Origin of the sequence: Sinomonas sp. R1AF57 (assembly GCF_002224485.1) — a bacterium.
GTDB classification, from domain to species: Bacteria; Actinomycetota; Actinomycetes; order Actinomycetales; family Micrococcaceae; genus Sinomonas; species Sinomonas flava.
The window spans coordinates 1,197,043-1,215,374 of the sequence record NZ_CP022463.1 but is presented as its reverse complement, the minus strand read 5'-3'; the positions used below and the strand labels follow the sequence as shown (position 1 = coordinate 1,215,374).

General features: G+C 71.5%; 17 protein-coding genes. 4 read left to right on the top strand and 13 right to left on the bottom strand.

What is annotated here, in order from left to right:
* Positions 1 to 17 precede the first annotated feature (17 nt).
* The gene (locus tag CGQ25_RS05535; protein ID WP_208712173.1) at positions 18 to 2,021 is read left to right on the top strand and encodes an acetoacetate--CoA ligase; all 2,004 of its coding nucleotides are present in this window, start codon (positions 18 to 20) and stop codon (positions 2,019 to 2,021) included.
* Positions 2,022 to 2,025: 4 nt separating this feature from the next.
* On the opposite strand, the gene CGQ25_RS05530 is transcribed toward CGQ25_RS05535, so the two are convergent.
* Genes CGQ25_RS05530 through CGQ25_RS05520 form a run of 3 tightly spaced genes read right to left on the bottom strand, consistent with a single transcriptional unit; the run spans position 2,026 to position 4,907 of the window.
* Positions 2,026 to 2,823 (bottom strand): IclR family transcriptional regulator, encoded by a 798-nt coding sequence (locus CGQ25_RS05530; RefSeq protein ID WP_208712172.1) that lies wholly within the window; start codon positions 2,821 to 2,823, stop codon positions 2,026 to 2,028.
* Positions 2,824 to 2,838: 15 nt separating this feature from the next.
* Positions 2,839 to 4,143, bottom strand: a complete 1,305-nt coding sequence (locus CGQ25_RS05525; protein WP_208712171.1) for an MFS transporter — start codon at positions 4,141 to 4,143, stop codon at positions 2,839 to 2,841.
* A 2-nt stretch (positions 4,144 to 4,145) separates the two neighbouring features.
* Positions 4,146 to 4,907, bottom strand: coding sequence for an SDR family oxidoreductase (locus CGQ25_RS05520; protein ID WP_208712170.1), 762 nt, complete (start codon positions 4,905 to 4,907; stop codon positions 4,146 to 4,148).
* A 208-nt stretch (positions 4,908 to 5,115) separates the two neighbouring features.
* Here CGQ25_RS05520 and CGQ25_RS05515 point away from each other — a divergent pair, with 208 nt between their 5' ends.
* Positions 5,116 to 5,607 (top strand): GyrI-like domain-containing protein, encoded by a 492-nt coding sequence (locus tag CGQ25_RS05515; RefSeq protein ID WP_208712169.1) that lies wholly within the window; start codon positions 5,116 to 5,118, stop codon positions 5,605 to 5,607.
* 31 nt (positions 5,608 to 5,638) lie between these two features.
* Here CGQ25_RS05515 and CGQ25_RS05510 read toward each other — a convergent pair whose 3' ends face one another.
* From CGQ25_RS05510 to CGQ25_RS05480, 7 genes are all read right to left on the bottom strand, one after another.
* The gene (locus CGQ25_RS05510; RefSeq protein WP_208712168.1) at positions 5,639 to 6,481 is read right to left on the bottom strand and encodes a CoA ester lyase; all 843 of its coding nucleotides are present in this window, start codon (positions 6,479 to 6,481) and stop codon (positions 5,639 to 5,641) included.
* 9 nt (positions 6,482 to 6,490) lie between these two features.
* Positions 6,491 to 7,012, bottom strand: coding sequence for a MaoC family dehydratase (locus CGQ25_RS05505; RefSeq protein WP_208712167.1), 522 nt, complete (start codon positions 7,010 to 7,012; stop codon positions 6,491 to 6,493).
* Entirely contained in the window at positions 6,996 to 7,682 is a 687-nt protein-coding gene (locus CGQ25_RS05500) for a CoA transferase subunit B (protein WP_208712166.1), read from the bottom strand. The genes CGQ25_RS05505 and CGQ25_RS05500 overlap by 17 nt, the downstream gene beginning before the upstream one ends.
* A 3-nt stretch (positions 7,683 to 7,685) precedes the next feature.
* The gene (locus tag CGQ25_RS05495; RefSeq protein ID WP_208712165.1) at positions 7,686 to 8,444 is read right to left on the bottom strand and encodes a CoA transferase subunit A; all 759 of its coding nucleotides are present in this window, start codon (positions 8,442 to 8,444) and stop codon (positions 7,686 to 7,688) included.
* Between the two features lie 76 nt (positions 8,445 to 8,520).
* Positions 8,521 to 9,696, bottom strand: coding sequence for an acyl-CoA dehydrogenase family protein (locus CGQ25_RS05490; protein WP_208712164.1), 1,176 nt, complete (start codon positions 9,694 to 9,696; stop codon positions 8,521 to 8,523).
* A 30-nt stretch (positions 9,697 to 9,726) separates the two neighbouring features.
* The gene (locus tag CGQ25_RS05485; protein ID WP_208712163.1) at positions 9,727 to 11,796 is read right to left on the bottom strand and encodes a biotin carboxylase N-terminal domain-containing protein; all 2,070 of its coding nucleotides are present in this window, start codon (positions 11,794 to 11,796) and stop codon (positions 9,727 to 9,729) included.
* A gap of 7 nt (positions 11,797 to 11,803) precedes the next feature.
* Entirely contained in the window at positions 11,804 to 13,411 is a 1,608-nt protein-coding gene (locus CGQ25_RS05480) for a carboxyl transferase domain-containing protein (RefSeq protein WP_208712162.1), read from the bottom strand.
* A 108-nt stretch (positions 13,412 to 13,519) separates the two neighbouring features.
* Here CGQ25_RS05480 and CGQ25_RS05475 point away from each other — a divergent pair, with 108 nt between their 5' ends.
* Entirely contained in the window at positions 13,520 to 14,122 is a 603-nt protein-coding gene (locus CGQ25_RS05475) for a TetR/AcrR family transcriptional regulator (protein WP_208712161.1), read from the top strand.
* 3 nt (positions 14,123 to 14,125) lie between these two features.
* Here CGQ25_RS05475 and CGQ25_RS05470 read toward each other — a convergent pair whose 3' ends face one another.
* From CGQ25_RS05470 to pdhA, 3 genes are read right to left on the bottom strand one after another with little or no spacing between them, the layout of a single operon-like run.
* Positions 14,126 to 15,520, bottom strand: a complete 1,395-nt coding sequence (locus CGQ25_RS05470; protein ID WP_208712917.1) for a dihydrolipoamide acetyltransferase family protein — start codon at positions 15,518 to 15,520, stop codon at positions 14,126 to 14,128.
* Positions 15,521 to 15,522: 2 nt separating this feature from the next.
* Positions 15,523 to 16,545: an alpha-ketoacid dehydrogenase subunit beta gene (locus tag CGQ25_RS05465; RefSeq protein ID WP_208712160.1), complete on the bottom strand. Its 1,023-nt coding sequence runs from the start codon at positions 16,543 to 16,545 to the stop codon at positions 15,523 to 15,525.
* Positions 16,546 to 16,547: 2 nt separating this feature from the next.
* Positions 16,548 to 17,678, bottom strand: a complete 1,131-nt coding sequence (gene pdhA, locus CGQ25_RS05460) for a pyruvate dehydrogenase (acetyl-transferring) E1 component subunit alpha (RefSeq protein ID WP_208712915.1) — start codon at positions 17,676 to 17,678, stop codon at positions 16,548 to 16,550.
* Between the two features lie 173 nt (positions 17,679 to 17,851).
* Between pdhA and CGQ25_RS05455 the strand changes: the two genes are divergently transcribed.
* Complete coding sequence (locus CGQ25_RS05455) at positions 17,852 to 18,328, top strand: Lrp/AsnC family transcriptional regulator (RefSeq protein WP_208712159.1); 477 nt, start codon at positions 17,852 to 17,854, stop codon at positions 18,326 to 18,328.
* Positions 18,329 to 18,332 lie beyond the last annotated feature (4 nt).

The following is an 18,332-nucleotide window of genomic DNA, read 5'->3' as shown; positions in this document are numbered from 1 at the left end:
TGGACTCAAGGAACGCCATGTCGCTCTCCCGCACCCCCACCGGCACGCTGCTCCGCCCCGCTCCGGCCCGCAGCGAATGGAACCAGCACCGTCTGGGACGGTTCCTCGAAGGAGTCGAGGCGCGAACCGGCGAACGCTTCGACGACTACGAGGCAGCATGGCGGTGGTCCGTGGAGAACCTCGACGATTTCTGGCAGTCGGTGTGGGACGAGTGCGGCCTCGTGGCGCAGACCCCGTTCAGCGCGATCCTCGGCGACCGCTCGATGCCCGGAGCCGAATGGCTCCCGGGGGCGAGGCTGAACTACGCCGAGCACATTGCCCGTTCCCTGGCCGATCGTCCCGACGCCGTCCGGCTCCTCTCCCGCAGCCAGACCACCGGGAGCACGGACTGGACGGGCTCCCGCCTGCTGGAGGAGATCGGCCGGATCCAGCGCGGCCTCGTCGCCCTCGGGGTCCGCGCGGGCGACCGGGTCGCGGGCTACATCCCGAACATCCCCGAGGCCGTCGCGGCCTACCTTGCCGCAGCTGGGCTGGGTGCGGCGTGGTGCTCGGTGCCGCCGGAGATGGGTGCCCGCAGCGCACTGGACCGTCTCACGCAGCTCGAGCCGAAGGTGCTCATCGCCGTCGACGGCTACCGGTGGGGCAAGCGTGACGTGAGCCGCGCAGATGAGCTCGCGCGCCTCGCCGAGGGCCTTCCCGGGACCCAGACCGTGTTCCTGCCGTACCTCGATGCGGACGCCGAGGCGCCGGCGGGTGCCCTCGCCTACCGGGACTTCACGGCGGAGGCCGCGGAGCCGCAGTTCGTGCCCCTTCCGTTCGCGCAGCCGCTCGTCGTCCTGTTCTCCTCGGGAACCACCGGCAAGCCCAAGGCCATCGTGCACACCCACGGGGGCTTCCTGCTCGAGCACTCCAAGGCGGTGCACCTGCACTTCAGCCTCGACGCGACGGACCGCGCCTTCTGGTTCAGCACGACCGGCTGGATGGTGTGGAACCTGAGCGTGTCGACCCTGCTCACCGGGGCGTCACTCGTCATCGAGGACGGCGACCCGAACTGGCCCTCGCCCGACGGCGAGTGGTCCCAGTGGGCGATCGCCGCCGAGACGGAGGCAACCTACTTCGTCACCGGGTCCGCCTACCTGGCGGCCTGCGCCCATGCCGGGCTCCGCCCCGGGGCCACGTGGGACCTGAGCCGGATCCGCGAGATCCAGTGCTCCGGGTCGCCGCTGTCCGCAGACGTCGCCGGGTGGGTCTACGCCGAGGTTGGACAGGACCTGCTGCTGGCGCCCACCTCGGGCGGCACCGACATCTGCGGGGCCTTCATCGGCGCCTCGCCGCTCACCGCGGTCCACGCGGGCGAGATGGCCTGCCGGCCCCTCGGCGTGGCGGTCGACTCGTGGGACGCCGACGGCCGCCCAGTGAGGGAGCAGCCGGGCGAGCTGGTCTGCACCCAGCCCATGCCCTCGATGCCCGCGTTCTTCTGGGGCGACGCCGACGGGGAGCGCTATCGCAGCAGCTACTTCAGCGTGTACCCAGGGGTGTGGAGGCACGGCGACTGGCTCGTGGGCACCGAGCGTGGCACGTGGGTCATCACCGGCCGCTCGGACGCGACCCTCAACCGCGGCGGCGTGCGCCTCGGGACGGCGGAGTTCTACGAGGCCCTCGACCCCGTCCCGGGCCTGGCGGACACGATGGTCCTTCATTTCGAGGACGACGGCGGCATGGGCAAGCTCGTGCTCATCGCCCAGACCGACGCCAGCGTGGACGACGCCGCGTGGCCGGTCCTCGAGGCACGCATCCGCACCGTGCTGCGCACCGAGCTCTCGCCGAGGCACGTGCCCGACGTGGTCGTCCGCGTCCCTGCGGTCCCCAGGACGGCGACCGGCAAGAAGCTCGAGATCCCGCTCAAGCGGATGGTCCAGGGGGCCGAGGCGGGCACCGCGTTCGACAGCGGTGCGGCCGTCGGTGCGGCCGGACTGGATGAGACGGTGGGGCGGATCCAGGCGGTCCTGGCGCAGGCATGACCGTCTAGCCCTCGGCGGCGGCCCGCCTGAGGCTCTCGGCGAGGGCCTCAGCGGCGTCGTGGAGCGCCGCGACGATCGGCGCGGTCTCCTCGCGGCGGAAGCGCACCGACGGGACCGCGGCCGTGAGCGCGGCGACGGTCTTCCCGTCCGGTCCCTTCACGGCGACCCCGAGGCCGCGCACGCCCTGTTCGGTCTCCTCGATGCTCGTGCCGTAGCCGACCCTGCGGACGGTGGCCAGATTGCGCTTGAGCGCCGTGAGCGTGCTGAAGCGTGCCGTGGGCCACGGCGTCAGGCCCCCGCGGTAGAGGGCCTCCAGCTCCGGGTTGGCGATCTCCGCCAGGATCGCCTTGCCTCCCGCGGAGCAGTACGCAGGCATGAGGTCGTTGCGCCGCGCCCCGATCCGCAGGTTCCGGTCGGTGGCCTCGACGCCGTCGAGGAAGCGCACGCTGTTGCCGCTCAGCACCATGACCTGGACGGTCTCGTGGATGCGCGCTCCGAGGTCCTGGAGCACGGGCAGGGCGAGGTGGCGAAGGGTCTCGTGCGGGACCTCCGCCGGCCGGCCGACGAAGACGGGACCGGCCGTGTAGGACCGGTCCCTCTCCTGGACCGCGAAGCCGCGGTGCACGAGAGCGTTCAGGAGCCTGTGTGCGGTCGACGGCGCGACATCCAGGAGCTGCGCGGCGCCGGCCACGGTCAGCGGCTCCCCCGCGCGGAGCGCCAGCGCGAGCCGCAGGGCACGGTCGACCGATTCGACGGGCGACGCTCCCGCCGGGGACTTCGCGTTCACAGGTTCCTCCGCCATGGTTCTCCAGTGACCCTAGCCCACGGTGGCCGGGGAGCCAGCCTCCGGCGACGGCGTTCCCAGGGCGTCCTCGACGTAACGGCCGGGCCTCGCCATGATGACGGCGCCGAGGGCCATGGGCACGAATGTCGCCACGTACACCCACAGGGGCGCGGCCCAGCCGCCGGTCGCGGCGAAGAGCCCTCCGCCCACGAGCGGGCCCAGGGTGCCTGCGAGGTAGCCGATGCCCATGGCGAACCCGCCCACGCCGGCCGAGCCCGCCGTCGTGCGCGTGCGCAGGTTGAACATCGCGATCGCGAAGGGGAAGGCGCCGCCAGAGATACCCGCCACGAAGACCCAGACCCAGGCGGGGCCCGCGTGGCTCAGGAGGCCGAGGTAGCCGGCGGGCAGTGTCGCGGCGAGTGCCACGGCCAGCCACGTCGGGTTCCTGAGGCGGTTCGCGAGCAGTGGCGTGACGACAGCCATCGGGAGGGTCATGAACGTGAAGATCGAGAACGCGCCCGCGGCGTCTGCCTTCGACAGGCCCCCGTATTGGGCGAGGATGGTGGGCAGCCAGGCGAGCATGGCGTAGGTGTTGAGCGAGGCCATGGCGTAGAAGACTGCGGTGCCCCACGCGACCGGGCTCCTCACGAGCTCACCGAAGCCCACCTTCGGCGCGGACGACGTCGGCACCCGGGTGCCGCTGCCGGCGTCGTGCCTGGCGCGGAGCGAGGCGACGAACTGGGCCGCCCACGGGAGCACGGCGATCAGGGAGAGCAGGCCCCATGAGGCGAGGGAGCCCTGCCAGCCCACGGTGTTGGCCAGGGGCAGCGCCGTCATCGCGGGGAGGGTGGCACCGGCCTGCATCAGGAGCGAGAACAGGGTGATCATGGACGCCTGGCGGTCCGGGAAGTACTTCTTCACGAGCGGGGCACCGGCCACGTTCCCGAGGCCCATGCCCACGAGCGCCACGGCGGTCAGCCCGAGGAACGGCAGCGTCCCGCCGCCGAACGGCCTCAGGAGGGCGCCGACCGCAGCGAGCACGACGGCGATGAGCGCCGTCGCCTCGGGCCCCCACCGGCGCACGAGGGCCGGGGCGAGGAAACCGCCCACGCCGAAGGAGAGCGTCGGCAGCATGCCGAGGAGGGTGGCGCCGGCAGTGTCGATGCCCAGGGCGGCGCGGACGTCGGAGAGGAGGGGAGACATCCCGGTGATCGCGTACCGGAGCCCGATGCCCAGGAGGACGAGGCCGACGATGACGGCGCCGCGTCCCTTCCACAGGCCACGGCGGGCGTCGGGGTTCTCCAGTGCCCGTCCGGCGGAGGCTGCGAAGGCGGCCATTCCTACTGCGCCGCCTTCGAGTCGCCGTCGATCGGGAACATCTGGCCCGAAATGGTGCGGGCGTGCGGGCCCGCGAGGAACAGGATGAGGGCGGCGATGTCGTCGGGGTCGATGAACTTCTTCACCGACTGGTTGGCCATGGCGCTGTCGATCTCCTCCTGCACGGTGCGGCCGGAGACCTTGGCGCGGCCCTCGAAGACGCCCATGATGCGGGGGCCGTCGACGGCACCGGGGTGGATGGTGTTCGAGGTGATGCCGAAGGGACCGAGTTCCATCGAGAGGGTCTTGGCGAAGCCCACGAGCCCCCACTTGGTGGTCGAGTAGGCGACCCGGTTCGGGTAGCCGAAGCGGCCGGCGAGGGAGGACATAGTGATGATCGAGGCCGCCTCGGATTCCTTCAGGAGGGGGATCGCACGCTGGGTCACGGTGAATGTTCCGATGAGGTTGACGCCCAGCACGGCGGCGAAGGTGTCGGCCGGGTACTCCTCCACGGGAGCGGTGGCGCCTGCGATGCCGGCGTTGTTGACCAGGACGTCGAGGCCGCCCAGCTGCTCCCGGACGTCGGCGAACAGCGCGTCGACGTCCTCGGGCCTGCTCACATCGCCAACGCTGCCGGTGATGCCAGGGTTCTCGGCCACGATCTTGGCCACCGCGTCCGCGTTGATGTCCGAGATGTGCACGCGGGCGCCCTGGGCTACGAAGGCCTTGGCGACGGCGAGCCCGATGCCGCCGGCACCGGCTGTGATGAGTACGCGCTGAGACATTGCAATGCTCCTTGCTGGATTGATGGACTGCGTCCCGCGCGGCGGGGCGTTATTCCTTACAGTGCAATGATCCTCGGAAACATTCCGCCTGGGGGGATTCCGGGCGAACGTCACACTGCGGCGAGACCCACGGCACACCACCCCCTTGATCGGCCCGAGGGCCGCGTGGGCCCTTTCGCCGCACCGGCAGGCCCGGCAGGATGGGCGTATGACTGAGTTCAGGCTCGAAGAGCTGACCGAACAGCCCACTGCCGTCGTCCGCGACCGCATCCCGATGGACCAGCTCAAGTCCTTCTTCGACAACGTCTACGGCACGGTGATGGCCGCCCTCGGCAAGCAGGGGGCGCAGCCGGTCGGGCCGCCGTTCGCCAAGTACACGGGCATGCCCTCCGACACGGTGGACGTGGAGGCCGGCTTCCCGGTCGAGGCCGGGTTCACGGAGGGCGACGGCGTCTCGGCCAGCACCCTCCCTGGCGGCCGGGTGGCCGCTGGAACGCACCTCGGCCCCTACGAGGGGCTCTCGGAGACGTACCAGAGCATGGCCGCCTGGATCCAGGGGCAGGGGTTCGCCCCGGGACAGGCCGTGTGGGAGGTCTACATGTCGGACCCTGGCCAGGAGCCGGACTCCTCCACGTGGCGCACCGATGTCTACTGGCCCGTGGTCGAGACGGGCGCCGGCAGCACGCCCGATCGTCCCTAGTCCGGACCCGCCCCTAGTCCAGAGCCGCCCCTTAGTCCAGGCCTGCGCGTCGCAGCACGGCCTCGGCGTGCCTCAGGATCGGGCCGTCGATCATCTTCCCGTGGAACTGGAATACGCCCGCCCCGGCTTCCTGGGCGGCGGCGAGCAGCTCCCGCGCGGCCTCAACCGCCTCGGGCGTGGGCGCGTAGGCCGCGCGGACGGCCCCGACCTGTGACGGGTGGATGCACGCCTTCGCCGCGAACCCTGACGCGACGGCGTCCGCGGACTCGGCGGCGAGCCCGTCGAGGTCGGGGATGTCGGTGTAGACGGCGTCGATCGCGGCCTTGCCGCATGCCCCGGCGGCAAGCAGCACCGAGGAGCGCGCGTGCAGCGCCACGGCGCGGTAGGCGCCGTCGCCGGCGCGGCTCGAGGTGCCGCCGAGGGAGGCGACGAGGTCCTCCGCGCCCCACATGAGGGCCACCGCGTTCGGCTCCGCCGCGATCGACGGCGCGGCGAGCACGCCCGCGGCCGTCTCGCACAGCGCGATGACGCGGTACTGGCGCAGGAGCGCGAGCTGGTCCGCGGACTCGGCCTTGGCGAGCATGACCGTGCGGTAGGGGGTGGCCTCGAGCGCCTCGAGATCGGCCTCGAAGTCCCCCGAGGAGAGCGTCGGACCGGCCGAGTTGACGCGCACGATGGTCCGCTCGGGGTCGAGCGGGACCTCGGCGAGGTTCAGGCGCGCCTCCGCCTTCGCGTCCGGGGAGACCGCGTCCTCGAGGTCGAGGATGACGGCGTCGGCGCGCTCGGCCGCCTTGGCGAAGCGCTCGGGGCGGTCGGCGGGGCAGAACAGGAGGGCGGGGCCCATGGAGAACCCGGGCGAGCTGATCGGCGTCATGCGCCCAGCCTAGGCGCCTGAGCGGTGCGCGTCGCGGAGCCACATGAGGCACGAGCGCCGTGCCCGGCCCACCACGACGCCGTCCTGGTTGCGTCCCGTGAGCTCCATGGTCACGATCCCCTGTCCCGGCCGCGAGGACGAGAGCCGCTTCTCGGTCACCACCGTGTCGGTGTAGAGGGTGTCGCCGTGGAAGAGGGGGTGCGGGAACGCGACGTCGCCGAGGCCCAGCTGGGCGACGATCGTGCCCTGGGTCAGCTGCGCGACCGACTGGCCGACCATCGTGGACAGCGTGAACATCGAGTTCACGAGCCGCTGCCCGAACGGCTGGCCGGCGCTCCACGCGGCGTCGAGGTGGAGCGCCTGGGTGTTCATCGTCAGGGTCGTGAAGAGGACATTGTCCGCCTCCGTGACGGTCCGTCCCGGCCTGTGCGCGTAGACCACGCCTTCCTCGAGCTCGTCGTAGTACAGCCCCCGCTGCTCGACGACCCGCGGGTTCTCGCCGCCGGCTGCAGGATCAGGGCTCGTTGTCATGGATCTCCACCTCGAGGTCCACGCCCGTCTTCCCCGCGACCTCGTCCTCGGTCACACCGGGAGCGAGCTCGCGCAGCACCAGCACGGAGCCGGTGCCGGGTTCCATCCCGGCGCCCACCCCGTCGCGCACGACGTCGATCACCGCCAGGTCGGTGATGATCCGGTCCACACACCTGCGGCCGGTCAGGGGCAGCGTGCATTCTCGCAGGATCTTGGGGTTCCCGTTCCGGTCGGTGTGCTCCATCATGACGATGAGCCGCTTGGCGCCGAAGACGAGGTCCATGGCGCCGCCCATGCCCTTGACCATCTTGCCCGGGATCATCCAATTGGCGAGGTCCCCGGACTGGGAGACCTCCATGGCCCCCAGGACGGCCACGTCCACGTGGCCGCCGCGGACCATCCCGAAGGAGGTGGCGGAGTCGAAGAACGCGGCGCCCTTGTTCACGGTCACGGTCTCCTTGCCCGCGTTGATGAGGTCCGGGTCCACCTCGTCCTCGTGGGGGTAACGTCCCGTGCCGAGGATGCCGTTCTCGGAGTGCAGGACCACCTCCACACCGGCGGGGATGTAGTTGGGGATGAGCGTGGGCATCCCGATGCCCAGGTTCACGTACTGTCCGTTCCTCAGCTCCCGCGCCACGCGGGCGGCGAGCTCGTTGCGCGTCCAGGGCATGGTTCAGGACACCGTCCTCTTCTCGATCCTCTTCTCGCTGTGCGGGCTCCCAGCGGGTACGTGCACGATCCGCTGGACGAAGATGCCCGGCAGGTGGACGTGCTCGGGGTCGAGCTCTCCCGGCTCGACGAGCTCCTCGACCTCGGCGATGGTGATCCTCCCTGCCATGGCACAGAGCGGGTTGAAGTTCATGGCCGTCGCATGGAACACGAGGTTGCCGTGGCGGTCGGCCTTCTGGGCGTGGACGAGCGCGAAGTCCGGGGTCAGCGACTCCTCCAGGACGTAGTCGGCCCCGTTGAAGGCGCGCACCTCCTTCGGCGAGGAGGCGAGCACGACGTTCCCCTCGGCGTCGTACCTCTGCGGGAGGCCGCCCTCGGCGACGAGGGTCCCTACACCGGCCGCCGTGAAGAACGCCGGGATGCCGGCCCCGCCTGCACGGAGCTTCTCCGCGAGGGTGCCCTGCGGGGTGAGGACCACCTCGAGCTCGCCAGCGAGGAACTGCCGCGCGAACTCCTTGTTCTCCCCCACGTAGGAGCTGATGGTCCGCCGGATGCGACCGTCGGACAGGAGGATGCCGAGCCCCCAGTCGTCCACGCCGCAGTTGTTGCTGATCGTGGTGAGGTCCCTCGTGCCCTGGCGGTGCAGGGCGTCGATGAGCGCCACGGGGATGCCGCACAGGCCGAAGCCTCCGACGGCGAGCGACGCGCCGTCGCCGATGTCCGCGACCGCCTCCTCGGCGCTCGCCACCACTTTGTCGATCACGTGCCCCTCCTCGTTCCGTATGAAGTCCGCTGTCCCCATCCAACGGCAGGCCCGCGGAGTTTGGCTAGAGGCCGATTCACAGCCCGAGCTCGCGCGCGATGAGCATGAGCTGGACCTCGGTGGTGCCCTCGCCGATCTCGAGGATCTTCGAGTCCCGGTAGTGCCTCGCCACGGCGGACTCGTTGATGAACCCGTAGCCGCCGAACACCTGGGTCGCGTCGCGCGCGTTGTCCATGGCGGCCTCCCCGGCGACCATCTTCGCGATCGCCGCGTGCGTCTTGAACGGCTTCCCGGCGAGCATCCGCGCCGCCGCGTCGTAGTACGCGAGCCGGGCCGTGTGCGCCCGGGCCTGCATGCGCGCGATCTTGAACTGGATCGCCTGGTAGGTGCCGATGTGGTGCCCGAACGCGCTGCGCTCCTTGGCGTACTTCACCGAGAGGTCGACGCAGCCCTGGGCGGCGCCTGTGCCCAGGGCAGCGATCGCGATGCGCCCCTCGTCGAGGGCGGTGAGGAAGTTCGCGTACCCGCGTCCGCGCTCGCCCAGGAGGTTCTCCTCGGGGACGCGCACGTCCTTGAACGAGAGGGGGTGGGTGTCCGAGGCGTTCCAGCCGACCTTGTTGTAGGCCTTCTCCGCCCGGAAGCCCGGGGTTCCGGACGGGACGATGATCGTGGAGATCTCCTTCCGCGGGCTCCCGTCGTCGCGCTGGCCGGTGCCGGTGACGGCGGAGACCGTCACGAAGCTCGTGATGTCCGTGCCTGAGTTCGTGATGAACTCCTTCGAGCCGTTGAGGACCCACTGCTTCCCGCCCGGCCCGTCCTCGAGCCGCGCGGTCGTCTTCGTGCCCCCGGCGTCGGAGCCCGCCTCCGGTTCGGTGAGCCCGAAGCCGGCGAGCTTCTTCCCGGCCGCGAGGTCCGGGAGCCACGTCTGCTTCTGCTCCTCGGTGCCCCACTTGTAGATGGGCATCGCGCCGAGGGAGACGCCGGCCTCGAGCGTGATGGCGACGGACTGGTCCACCCTGCCCAGCTGCTCGAGCGCGAGGGCGAGGGCGAAGAAGTCCCCTCCCATGCCGCCGTACTCCTCGGGGAAGGGAAGCCCGAACAGGCCCAGCTCCCCCATCTGCGCGATGACCTCGTAGGGGAAGCTGTGCTCCTCGTCGTGCTTCCCTGCCACGGGGGCGACCACCTCGTCGGCGAACTCGCGCACCGTGTCGCTGAGCTCCTTGTACTCGTCGGACAGCTGGAAGTCGACCATGGGGGTCCTCCTGGGGTGGTTGGCGGGCTGTCAGCCAGCGGCGGGGGTGATGGTGGCGACGGCCTGGTCGGCCTTGACCAGATCGCCCGGGGTCACGTGGAGCTGGACCGTTCCGGCGAGGGCGGCGACGAGCTGGTGCTCCATCTTCATGGCTTCGACCGCGACGAGGGGCTGGCCCTCCTCGACGTGCGCGCCCTGCTCGACCGCAACCGAGACGACGGTGCCGGGCATCGGCGTGCGGACCTCGGGATCGGCCTCGCCCTCGTGGCGGTGCACCGCCGCGCGCACCCGTTCGAGGCGGGAGGCCCGGCCCAGGACCGGCAGCGCGACCGACCACCCGGCGTCGCCGAGGAGGACGGTGCGCTCCCCCGTCGGTTCAGTTGCCTCCGCCCACGTGAAGCGGCGGTCCTCGCCGTCGAGGGTGAGCACGACGGCGCCCGGCCCGTCCGGGGCCAGGGTCGCCTTGCGCTCCGGCCCGCCGTCGAGGCGCACGGTGGAGGGCCCGACGCTCACCGTGGCGATGCCCCCGTCCGGAGTGCCGAGGGTGACCCGCCGCGGCGCCGGGGCGCTGATCCGCCAGCCGTCCGGCGCCCACGGGCCCGCGCCGGCCGGGCCCGTTCCTGCGGGGCCGGCCGGGTCCTGCACGGCGATGAGGGCGGCTGCGGCGTACTCCGGCTCGCCGGGCGACCTGAAGGCGAGGTGCTCGAGGCGGCGCTCGATGAGCGTCGTGTCGAGGTGGCCGGCGCGCACGTCGGCATCCGCCAGGAGGAGGCGCAGGTACTCGATGTTGGTCGCGACGCCGAGCACGGTGTAGTCGGCGAGCGCGGCGTCGAGGGCCGAGAGGGCCTCGGCCCGGTCGCGGCCCCACGCGATGCACTTGGACAGCATCGGGTCGTAGTCCGAGCCGATGGTGAGTCCCGTCAGGAGCGAGCTGTCCACGCGCACCCGGGCGCCGGCGTCGTGCGTGGCTGCCCGCACGGGTGCGCCCTCCGGGTCAGCGGACCCGGGTTCGCGCAGCAGCTCGACGCGGCCGGTCGCCGGGAGGAACCCGCGCGCTGGGACCTCGGCATAGACCCGAGCCTCGATCGCGTGCCCGTCCAGGCGGACGTCGCCCTGGGCGATGGCCAGCGGCTCCCCGGCGGCGACCCGGAGCTGCTGCTCGACGAGGTCGACCCCCGTGACCATCTCGGTGACCGGGTGCTCGACCTGGAGCCGGGTGTTCATCTCCATGAAGAAGAACTCGTCCGGGGCCTCGTCGGAGACGAGGAACTCGACCGTTCCCGCGCCGACGTACCCGACCGACCGTGCGGCGTCGCACGCGGCCGCTCCGATCCGCTCACGCGTCTGCGCGTCGAGGAGCGGGGACGGCGCCTCCTCGATGACCTTCTGGTGCCTCCGCTGCAGTGAGCACTCGCGCTCGCCGAGGTGGATCGTGGTGCCGTGGACGTCCGCGAGGACCTGGACCTCGATGTGCCGGGGCGACCGGACGAGCCGCTCGAGCAGGAGCGTCCCATCCCCGAACGCCGCAGTCGCCACGCGTCGGGCGGCCGCGAGCGCGGAAGGGAGCTCGGCCGCGGACTCGACGACGGCCATGCCCTTGCCGCCGCCCCCGGCGGAGGGCTTGATGAGCAGCGGATACCCCACGCCGTCGGCCTTCGCCACGAGGTCCGCGTCGGACAGGCCCGGTTCCGAGACTCCCGGGATGACCGGGACGGCGTAGCGCGCCACATGGTTCTTGGCCCGGATCTTGTCCCCCATGACGGCCAGCGCCTCGACGCCGGGGCCGACGAAGACGATGCCTGCGTCCGCGAGCGCCTGCGCGAAGGCCGCGTTCTCGCTCAGGAAGCCGTAGCCGGGGTGGACCGCCTCCGCGCCCGAGGCCCTGGCCGCCTCGACGATGGCCGGGATGCTCAGGTAGCTCTGGGCCGCGGCCGCCGGGCCGATGCGGACGGACTCGTCAGCCTCGCGCACGTGGCGGGCCGCGGCATCGGCGTCGCTGTAGACCGCGACCGAGGCGATGCCGAGGCGCCGGAGCGTGCGGATCACGCGGCAGGCGATCTCGCCGCGGTTGGCAACAAGGACCTTCGTGAAGGGGGTCACGGTGCGCTCACATCCTGAAGACGCCGAAGGACGTCTCCGGCAGGGGGGACTGGGCGACGACGGCGAGGGCCATGCCGAGCACGCGGCGCGTGTCGGCGGGGTCGATGACACCGTCGTCCCAGAGCCTGGCTGTGGAGTAGTAGGGGCTGCCCTGGGCCTCGTACTGGGCGCGGATGGGCGCCTTGAAGGCCTCCTCGTCCTCGGCGGGCCAGTCCTCTCCACGGGCTTCGAACTGGTCGCGCTTGACCGTCGCGAGGACGCTGGCGGCCTGGTTCCCGCCCATGACGGAGATGCGGCTCGCGGGCCACATCCACAGGAACCTCGGCGAGTACGCGCGGCCGCACATCGAGTAGTTGCCGGCCCCGAAGGAGCCTCCGATCACCACGGTCAGCTTGGGCACGCGGGTCGTGGCGACGGCCGTGACCATCTTGGCCCCGTGCTTCGCGATCCCCCCGTGCTCGTAGTCGCGGCCGACCATGAAGCCGGAGATGTTCTGCAGGAACACGAGCGGGATCCCGCGTTGGTCGCAGAGCTCGATGAAGTGCGCGCCCTTCATCGCGGACTCGGAGAACAGCACTCCGTTGTTCGCCACGATGCCGACGGGGTGGCCGTGGATGTGCGCGAACCCTGTGACGAGCGTGACGCCGTAGTCCTTCTTGAACTCATGGAACGCGCTGCCGTCCACGAGCCGCGCGATGACCTCGTGCACGTCGTACTGGGCGTTGACGTCGGTCGGGACGGCCCCGTAGAGCTCCGACGCCTCGGCCTTGGGCTCGACGGCGGTACGCACCTCCCAGGACGGCGCGGCCGGTGGCGGGAGGGTCTCCACGATGCTGCGGGCGATCTCGAGGGCGTGCTCGTCGTTGTCCGCGAGATGGTCCGCGACTCCGGAGACCTTCGCGTGGACGTCTCCCCCGCCGAGCTCCTCGGCCGTGACGATCTCCCCGATCGCGGCCTTCACGAGCGGCGGCCCGCCCAGGAAGATCGTGCCCTGGTTGCGCACGATCACGGTCTCGTCGCTCATGGCAGGCACGTACGCCCCGCCGGCGGTGCAGGAGCCGAGGACGGCGGCGATCTGCGGGACCTTCGCCGCCGAGAGGCGGGCCTGGTTGTAGAAGATGCGGCCGAAGTGCTCGCGGTCCGGGAACACCTCGTCCTGCTTCGGGAGGAAGGCGCCCCCCGAGTCGACGAGGTAGATGCACGGGAGGCGGTTCTCGAGTGCGATCTCCTGGGCGCGCAGGTGCTTCTTGACCGTCATCGGGTAGTACGTGCCGCCCTTGACCGTCGCGTCGTTCGAGACGACCATCACGTGGCGGCCGCGTACGAGGCCGATGCCGGCGATGACTCCCGCTGCCGGGCACTCGCCGTCGTACATGCCGTCCGCCGCGAGGGGGGCGATCTCCAGGAAGGGCGAGCCGTCGTCGAGCAGGACGTCGATGCGCTCGCGCGGGAGCAGCTTGCCGCGCGCGACGTGCCGCTCGCGCGACCTCTCCGGGCCGCCGAGCGCGGCCGCCGCGAGCCGCTCGTGCAGCTCGGCGGCGAGGGCCCGCTGGGCGGCGTCGTTCTCGGCGAAGGCGGCCGCTGCGGGGTCCACCCGGCTGAGCAGGGTCTCCATTGAACCTCCGGTCCGACGAACTCGGTTAGTGACGGCTAACTGGATTCTAAGTTAATGTGGATTAACTGTGATGTCCAGCACAGGGTTCCCCTGAACCGCAGGAGTGACATGGGAGAGGCAGCCAGCCCGCGCATCCAGGCGAAGGCCGAGCGCCGCCGGGCCATCCTCGACGCCGCGGCCGGCCCGTTCTCCGCGCAGGGGTACGCGGGGGCCTCCCTCGAGGACCTCGGCGCCGCTGCCGGCGTGAGCGGGCCGGCCATCTACCGGCACTTCCCCGGCAAGCAGGCGGTGCTCGGTGCGCTGCTCGTGGGGGTCAGCGAGGAGCTCCTCGCGGGGGGCCGGCGCGTGGCGGGGGCGGAGCACGACGACGCCGCGCGGCTCGGTGCGCTGGTCGCCTTCCACGTGGACTTCGCGCTCACGCGGCCCGACGTGATCCGGGTGCAGGACCGGGACCTGGCCTCCCTCGCCGAGGGCGACCGCGAGCGCGTGCGGTCCCTCCAGCTCGCGTACGTGGACGTCTGGCGGGCGGCCCTCGCTCCGCTCCACCCCGACGAGGACCCCGCGCGGCTGCGCATGCGCGCCTTGGCGGTGTTCGGGCTCATCAACTCGACCCCGCACTCGGTGCGCCGGCACGGGGGGCGCGTCCCGGCGTCGTCCGCCCGCCGGCTCCTCGAGGCGATGGCCACGGCGGCCCTCACAGCCCCCGCGTGACGGTCAGACCATGGTGATGACCAGGCCCGGGTCCGCGAGGATCGCGCCGAGGTCGGCGAGGAAGCGGGACGCCTGTTCGCCGTCGACCAGCCGGTGGTCGAACGACAGCGAGAGCGTCATGACCTCGCGCAGCGCGACCTCGCCGTGGAACTCCCACGGCAGCCGGCGCACCTGGCCCATGGCGACGATCGCCGCCTCGCCCGGGTTGAGGATCGGCGTTCCGGCGTCGATCCCGAACACGCCGATGTTGGTGATCGAGATCGTTCCCCCGGAGAGCTCCTCGGGCGTGGGGCGGCCGTCCCTGGCGTTCTGCGCGAGCACGGCAATGGCCTCGGCGAGTTCCGGCAGCGTGAGGTCCTGCGCGTCCTTGACGTTCGGCACGACGAGCCCGCGCGGCGTCGCAGCCGCAATTCCCAGATTGACGTAGTGGTACTGGACGATCTCCTGAGCCGCCTCGTCCCAGTGCGAGTTGAGCGACGGATTCCGCCTCAGCGCCACGAGCACGGCCTTCGCCACGAGCGTGAGCGGCGTGACCTTCAGGCCGGAGTACGCGCGGTTCTCCCGCAGCCGCGCGAGCAGCTCCATCGACGCCGTGACGTCGACCGTCAGGAACTCGCTCGCGTGCGGCGCAGTGAACGCGCTCGCGACCATCGCAGCCGCCGTGAGCTTCCGCACGCCCTTGATCGGGGTCCGGGTCTCGCGCTCGCCCCGGCTCGGGCGCACGACGCCGGCCGCCTCCTGAGCGGACCCCGCACCGGCGTCGGGGGTTCCGACAGCAGCAAGGACGTCGTCGCGGGTGATCAGCCCGTGGGTTCCGGTGCCGGTCAGCGATTCGAGGTCGATGCCGAGGTCTTTGGCGAGCTTCCTCACCGGCGGGGTGGAGCGGGGGCGCTCAGCCCGAGGCTCCGGCTTCGCCTCCGGGTTCGGCTCCGGGTTCGGCTCATGCGCCGCCTCCGGCTCCGGTGCGTGCGCCTGCTCCGTTCCGCCGGGCTCGGCTGGCGCTGGTCGCACCCCGGCCCAGGCCCTCGTCTTCCGGGCCGGGCGGCCGGTGCCCTCGATCGCGGCGCCGTACCCGACCAGGTTGGGCTCGCGCTTAGGCTTCGCCGCCGCTCCCCGAGAGCCCTCGGCGGGGGGCCGCGCCGCCTCCGCGGCGACCTCGAAGGCGACGATCGGCGTTCCCACCGCGACGATCGTGCCGGGCTCGGCCAGCAGCCGAGCCACTCGCCCCGAGTACGGGCTCGGGAGCTCGACCACGGCCTTGGCCGTCTCGACCTCTGCGATGACCTGGTTGAGCGACACCGTGTCGCCCGGGGAGACTCGCCAGGCCACGATCTCGGACTCGGTCAGCCCCTCCCCCAGGTCGGGGAGGCGGAACTCGCGGATCACCGTCTCGGCCACGGTCACTGGCCCTCCTCCAGCCCGCTGAGTGAGTTCGGCCGGCCGAGGGCGCGGTCGACCCCGTCGAGGATCCGGTCGAGGTCCGGCAGATGGTGGTGCTCGATCTTCGAGTAGGGGTACGGGATGTCGAAGCCGGTCACGCGGACGGGTGCGTGTTCGAGGTGGTAGAAGCAGCGCTCGGTGATGCTCGCGGCGATCTCCGCGCCGAGCCCGCCGGACTCGCCTGCCTCATGGGCGACGACGAGCCGGCCCGTGCGCCGCACCGACGCCTCGAGCGTCGGGTAGTCCACGGGCGAGAGCGAGCGCAGGTCGATCACCTCCACGGACACCCCCTCGTCGGAGGCGGCCACGGCGGCATCGAGGCAGGTCTTGACGAGGGGCCCGTAGGCGACGAGCGTGACGTCGCCCCCCTCGGCCGCGACCCGGGCCTGGCCCATGGACAGTCCACCCGGCCCCTCGAGCCCGACCGACTCGTCGACCTCGCCCCGGTCGTGGTACCGCCGCTTGGGCTCGAAGAACACCACAGGGTCGTCGGAGGCGATGGCCTGCTGGACCATCGAGTACGCGTCCTGGGGATTGGACACGGCGACGACCCGCAGGCCCGACGTGTGCGTGAAGTACGCCTCCGGCGACTCCGAATGGTGCTCCGGGGAGCCGATGCCTCCGCCGAAGGGGATGCGGATCGTCAGGGGCATCCTGACCATCCCCCGCGTCCGGTAGTGCAGCTTGGCGACCTGGGACACGATCTGGTCGAACGCGGGGTACACGAAGCCGTCGAACTGGATCTCCACGACGGGCCGGTAGCCGCGATACGCCATGCCGATCGCCGTGCCCATGATGCCGGCCTCGGCCAGCGGCGTGTCGATGACGCGGTGCGCGCCGAAGTCCTTCTGCAGCCCGTCGGTGATGCGGAAGACTCCTCCGAGCCTGCCGATGTCCTCGCCCATGAGGACGACCTTCGGGTCGCGCTCGAGGGCGCGTCGGAGGCCGGCGTTGAGGGCCTTGCCGAATGTCATCTCGGCCATGGTCAGGCTCCTTCCGCGGCGGGGCCGTGACCGGCGTCGAGCCCCGCGAGGTAGCGCTCGTAGTGGTCACGCTGGCGGTCCAGCCAGGAGTTCGGCTCGGCGTAGACGTGCTCGAACACCGCCTCGTGGGGCGGATCGGGCATATGGATGGTCTCGTCGCGGAGGCGCGCGGCGACGTCGTCGGCCTTCGCGGCCACGCGCGCGCGGAGCGCGTCGTCGAGGATCCCCCGCGCCGCGAGGTAGGACTCGAAGCGGGCGATCGGGTCGCGTTCCCTCCAGTCCTCGAGCTCGTTCGCGTCGCGGTAGCGGGTCGGGTCGTCCGCCGTCGTGTGGGGGCCCATGCGGTAGGTGACCGCCTCGATGAAGGAGGGGCCATTGCCGCTGCGGGCCCGCTCGAGGGCCTCCCGCGTCGCGGCGAGGCACACGAGCACGTCGTTGCCGTCCACCCTGACGCTGGGGATGCCGAACCCCGGGGCGCGGTGGGCGATCGGCACGTGGGCCTGCAGGGCCACGGGCTCCGAGATGGCCCACTGGTTGTTCTGGCAGAAGAACACCACCGGCGCCTGGAAGCTGGCGGCGAAGACCATGGACTCGTTGACGTCGCCCTGGCTAGTGGCGCCGTCGCCGAAGTACGTGATGGCCGCGGACTCCCCGCCGTCGAACTGGATGCCCATCGCGTACCCGGTCGCGTGGAGGGTCTGGGCGCCGATGATCACCTGGGTGGGAGCCATGTTGACGGCGAAGGGGTCCCAGCCCGCGTTCGCGTTGCCCCGCCAGACGCGCATCATGTCCCCAACCTCGACCCCGCGGCAGTATGCGACCGCGGTCTCGCGGTAGCTCGAGAAGACGAAGTCGTCCGGCCGCAGCGCGCGGCCCGAGCCGATCTGCGCGGCCTCCTGCCCCAGGAACGGCGGCCAGAGCGCGAGCTCGCCCTGCCGTTGGAGGGACGTCGCCTCGGCGTCGATGCGCCGAACCACCACCAGGTCCTCGTACAGCCCTGCGAGGACCTCCTCGCCGTCCGGGCCGTCGACGTCGGCCAGGTACTTGTCGAAGCGCGCGTCGTGGGCGCGCCTGCCGTCCGCTGCCAGGAGCTGGACGGGTTGGCCGTCGGCTCCCGCGGTCATCTGGTACATCGACACGTTCTCTTCTCCACTGCTCGCCACTGCCGGTACACATCGCCGTCGGGGCGCGTCCGCCTCGAATTACTGTGACCATACTCACAAGGCACAGGGGGCACAACTGAATGAGCCAAACATGGGCAGGATGCACAATCCGGGGGTGAGACGCCGTGCTAGCGTTGCGCAGCATGCACGTCGTCGACGCCACCGACGCCCGTATTCTGCGGGCCCTCGCCGAGGACCCGCGCCGCACCGTGGTGGCCCTCGCCCAACAGCTCGGACTGTCCCGCAATACCGTCCAGGCCAGGCTCTCCCGCCTCGACGCCGGCCATGTGTTCCTTGGCTTCGACCGACGGATCAATCCGTCCTCGCTCGGGTATCCGCTGCTCGCCTTCATCACGGTCCACGTCCAGCAGCGCAAGCTCGCCTCCCTCACAGCGGAGATCGCACGGATCCCGGAAGTGCTCGAGGGGCACGGGCTCACCGGCACGGCGGACTTGCTCCTGCGGGTGGTCGCGGTCGACGCCGAGGACCTCTTCCGCATCAACGGCAAGATCCTCGCGTGCGACGGGGTCGAGCGCACCGACACCGCCTTGGCGATGGGCGACCTCATACCATTCAGGATGGACCCGCTGCTCGAGCGGGGCCCGCGACCGCCCGCCTAGCGCC

Bases quoted from the DNA above. Each gene is read 5' to 3' on its own strand.
- CGQ25_RS05535 (WP_208712173.1), top strand. From the start codon at position 18: ATGTCGCTCTCCCGCACCCCCACCGGCACGCTGCTCCGCCCCGCTCCG.
- CGQ25_RS05530 (WP_208712172.1), bottom strand. From the start codon at position 2,823: ATGGCGGAGGAACCTGTGAACGCGAAGTCCCCGGCGGGAGCGTCGCCC.
- CGQ25_RS05525 (WP_208712171.1), bottom strand. From the start codon at position 4,143: ATGGCCGCCTTCGCAGCCTCCGCCGGACGGGCACTGGAGAACCCCGAC.
- CGQ25_RS05520 (WP_208712170.1), bottom strand. From the start codon at position 4,907: ATGTCTCAGCGCGTACTCATCACAGCCGGTGCCGGCGGCATCGGGCTC.
- CGQ25_RS05515 (WP_208712169.1), top strand. From the start codon at position 5,116: ATGACTGAGTTCAGGCTCGAAGAGCTGACCGAACAGCCCACTGCCGTC.
- CGQ25_RS05510 (WP_208712168.1), bottom strand. From the start codon at position 6,481: ATGACGCCGATCAGCTCGCCCGGGTTCTCCATGGGCCCCGCCCTCCTG.
- CGQ25_RS05505 (WP_208712167.1), bottom strand. From the start codon at position 7,012: ATGACAACGAGCCCTGATCCTGCAGCCGGCGGCGAGAACCCGCGGGTC.
- CGQ25_RS05500 (WP_208712166.1), bottom strand. From the start codon at position 7,682: ATGCCCTGGACGCGCAACGAGCTCGCCGCCCGCGTGGCGCGGGAGCTG.
- CGQ25_RS05490 (WP_208712164.1), bottom strand. From the start codon at position 9,696: ATGGTCGACTTCCAGCTGTCCGACGAGTACAAGGAGCTCAGCGACACG.
- CGQ25_RS05480 (WP_208712162.1), bottom strand. From the start codon at position 13,411: ATGGAGACCCTGCTCAGCCGGGTGGACCCCGCAGCGGCCGCCTTCGCC.
- CGQ25_RS05475 (WP_208712161.1), top strand. From the start codon at position 13,520: ATGGGAGAGGCAGCCAGCCCGCGCATCCAGGCGAAGGCCGAGCGCCGC.
- CGQ25_RS05465 (WP_208712160.1), bottom strand. From the start codon at position 16,545: ATGGCCGAGATGACATTCGGCAAGGCCCTCAACGCCGGCCTCCGACGC.
- pdhA (WP_208712915.1), bottom strand. From the start codon at position 17,678: ATGTACCAGATGACCGCGGGAGCCGACGGCCAACCCGTCCAGCTCCTG.
- CGQ25_RS05455 (WP_208712159.1), top strand. From the start codon at position 17,852: ATGCACGTCGTCGACGCCACCGACGCCCGTATTCTGCGGGCCCTCGCC.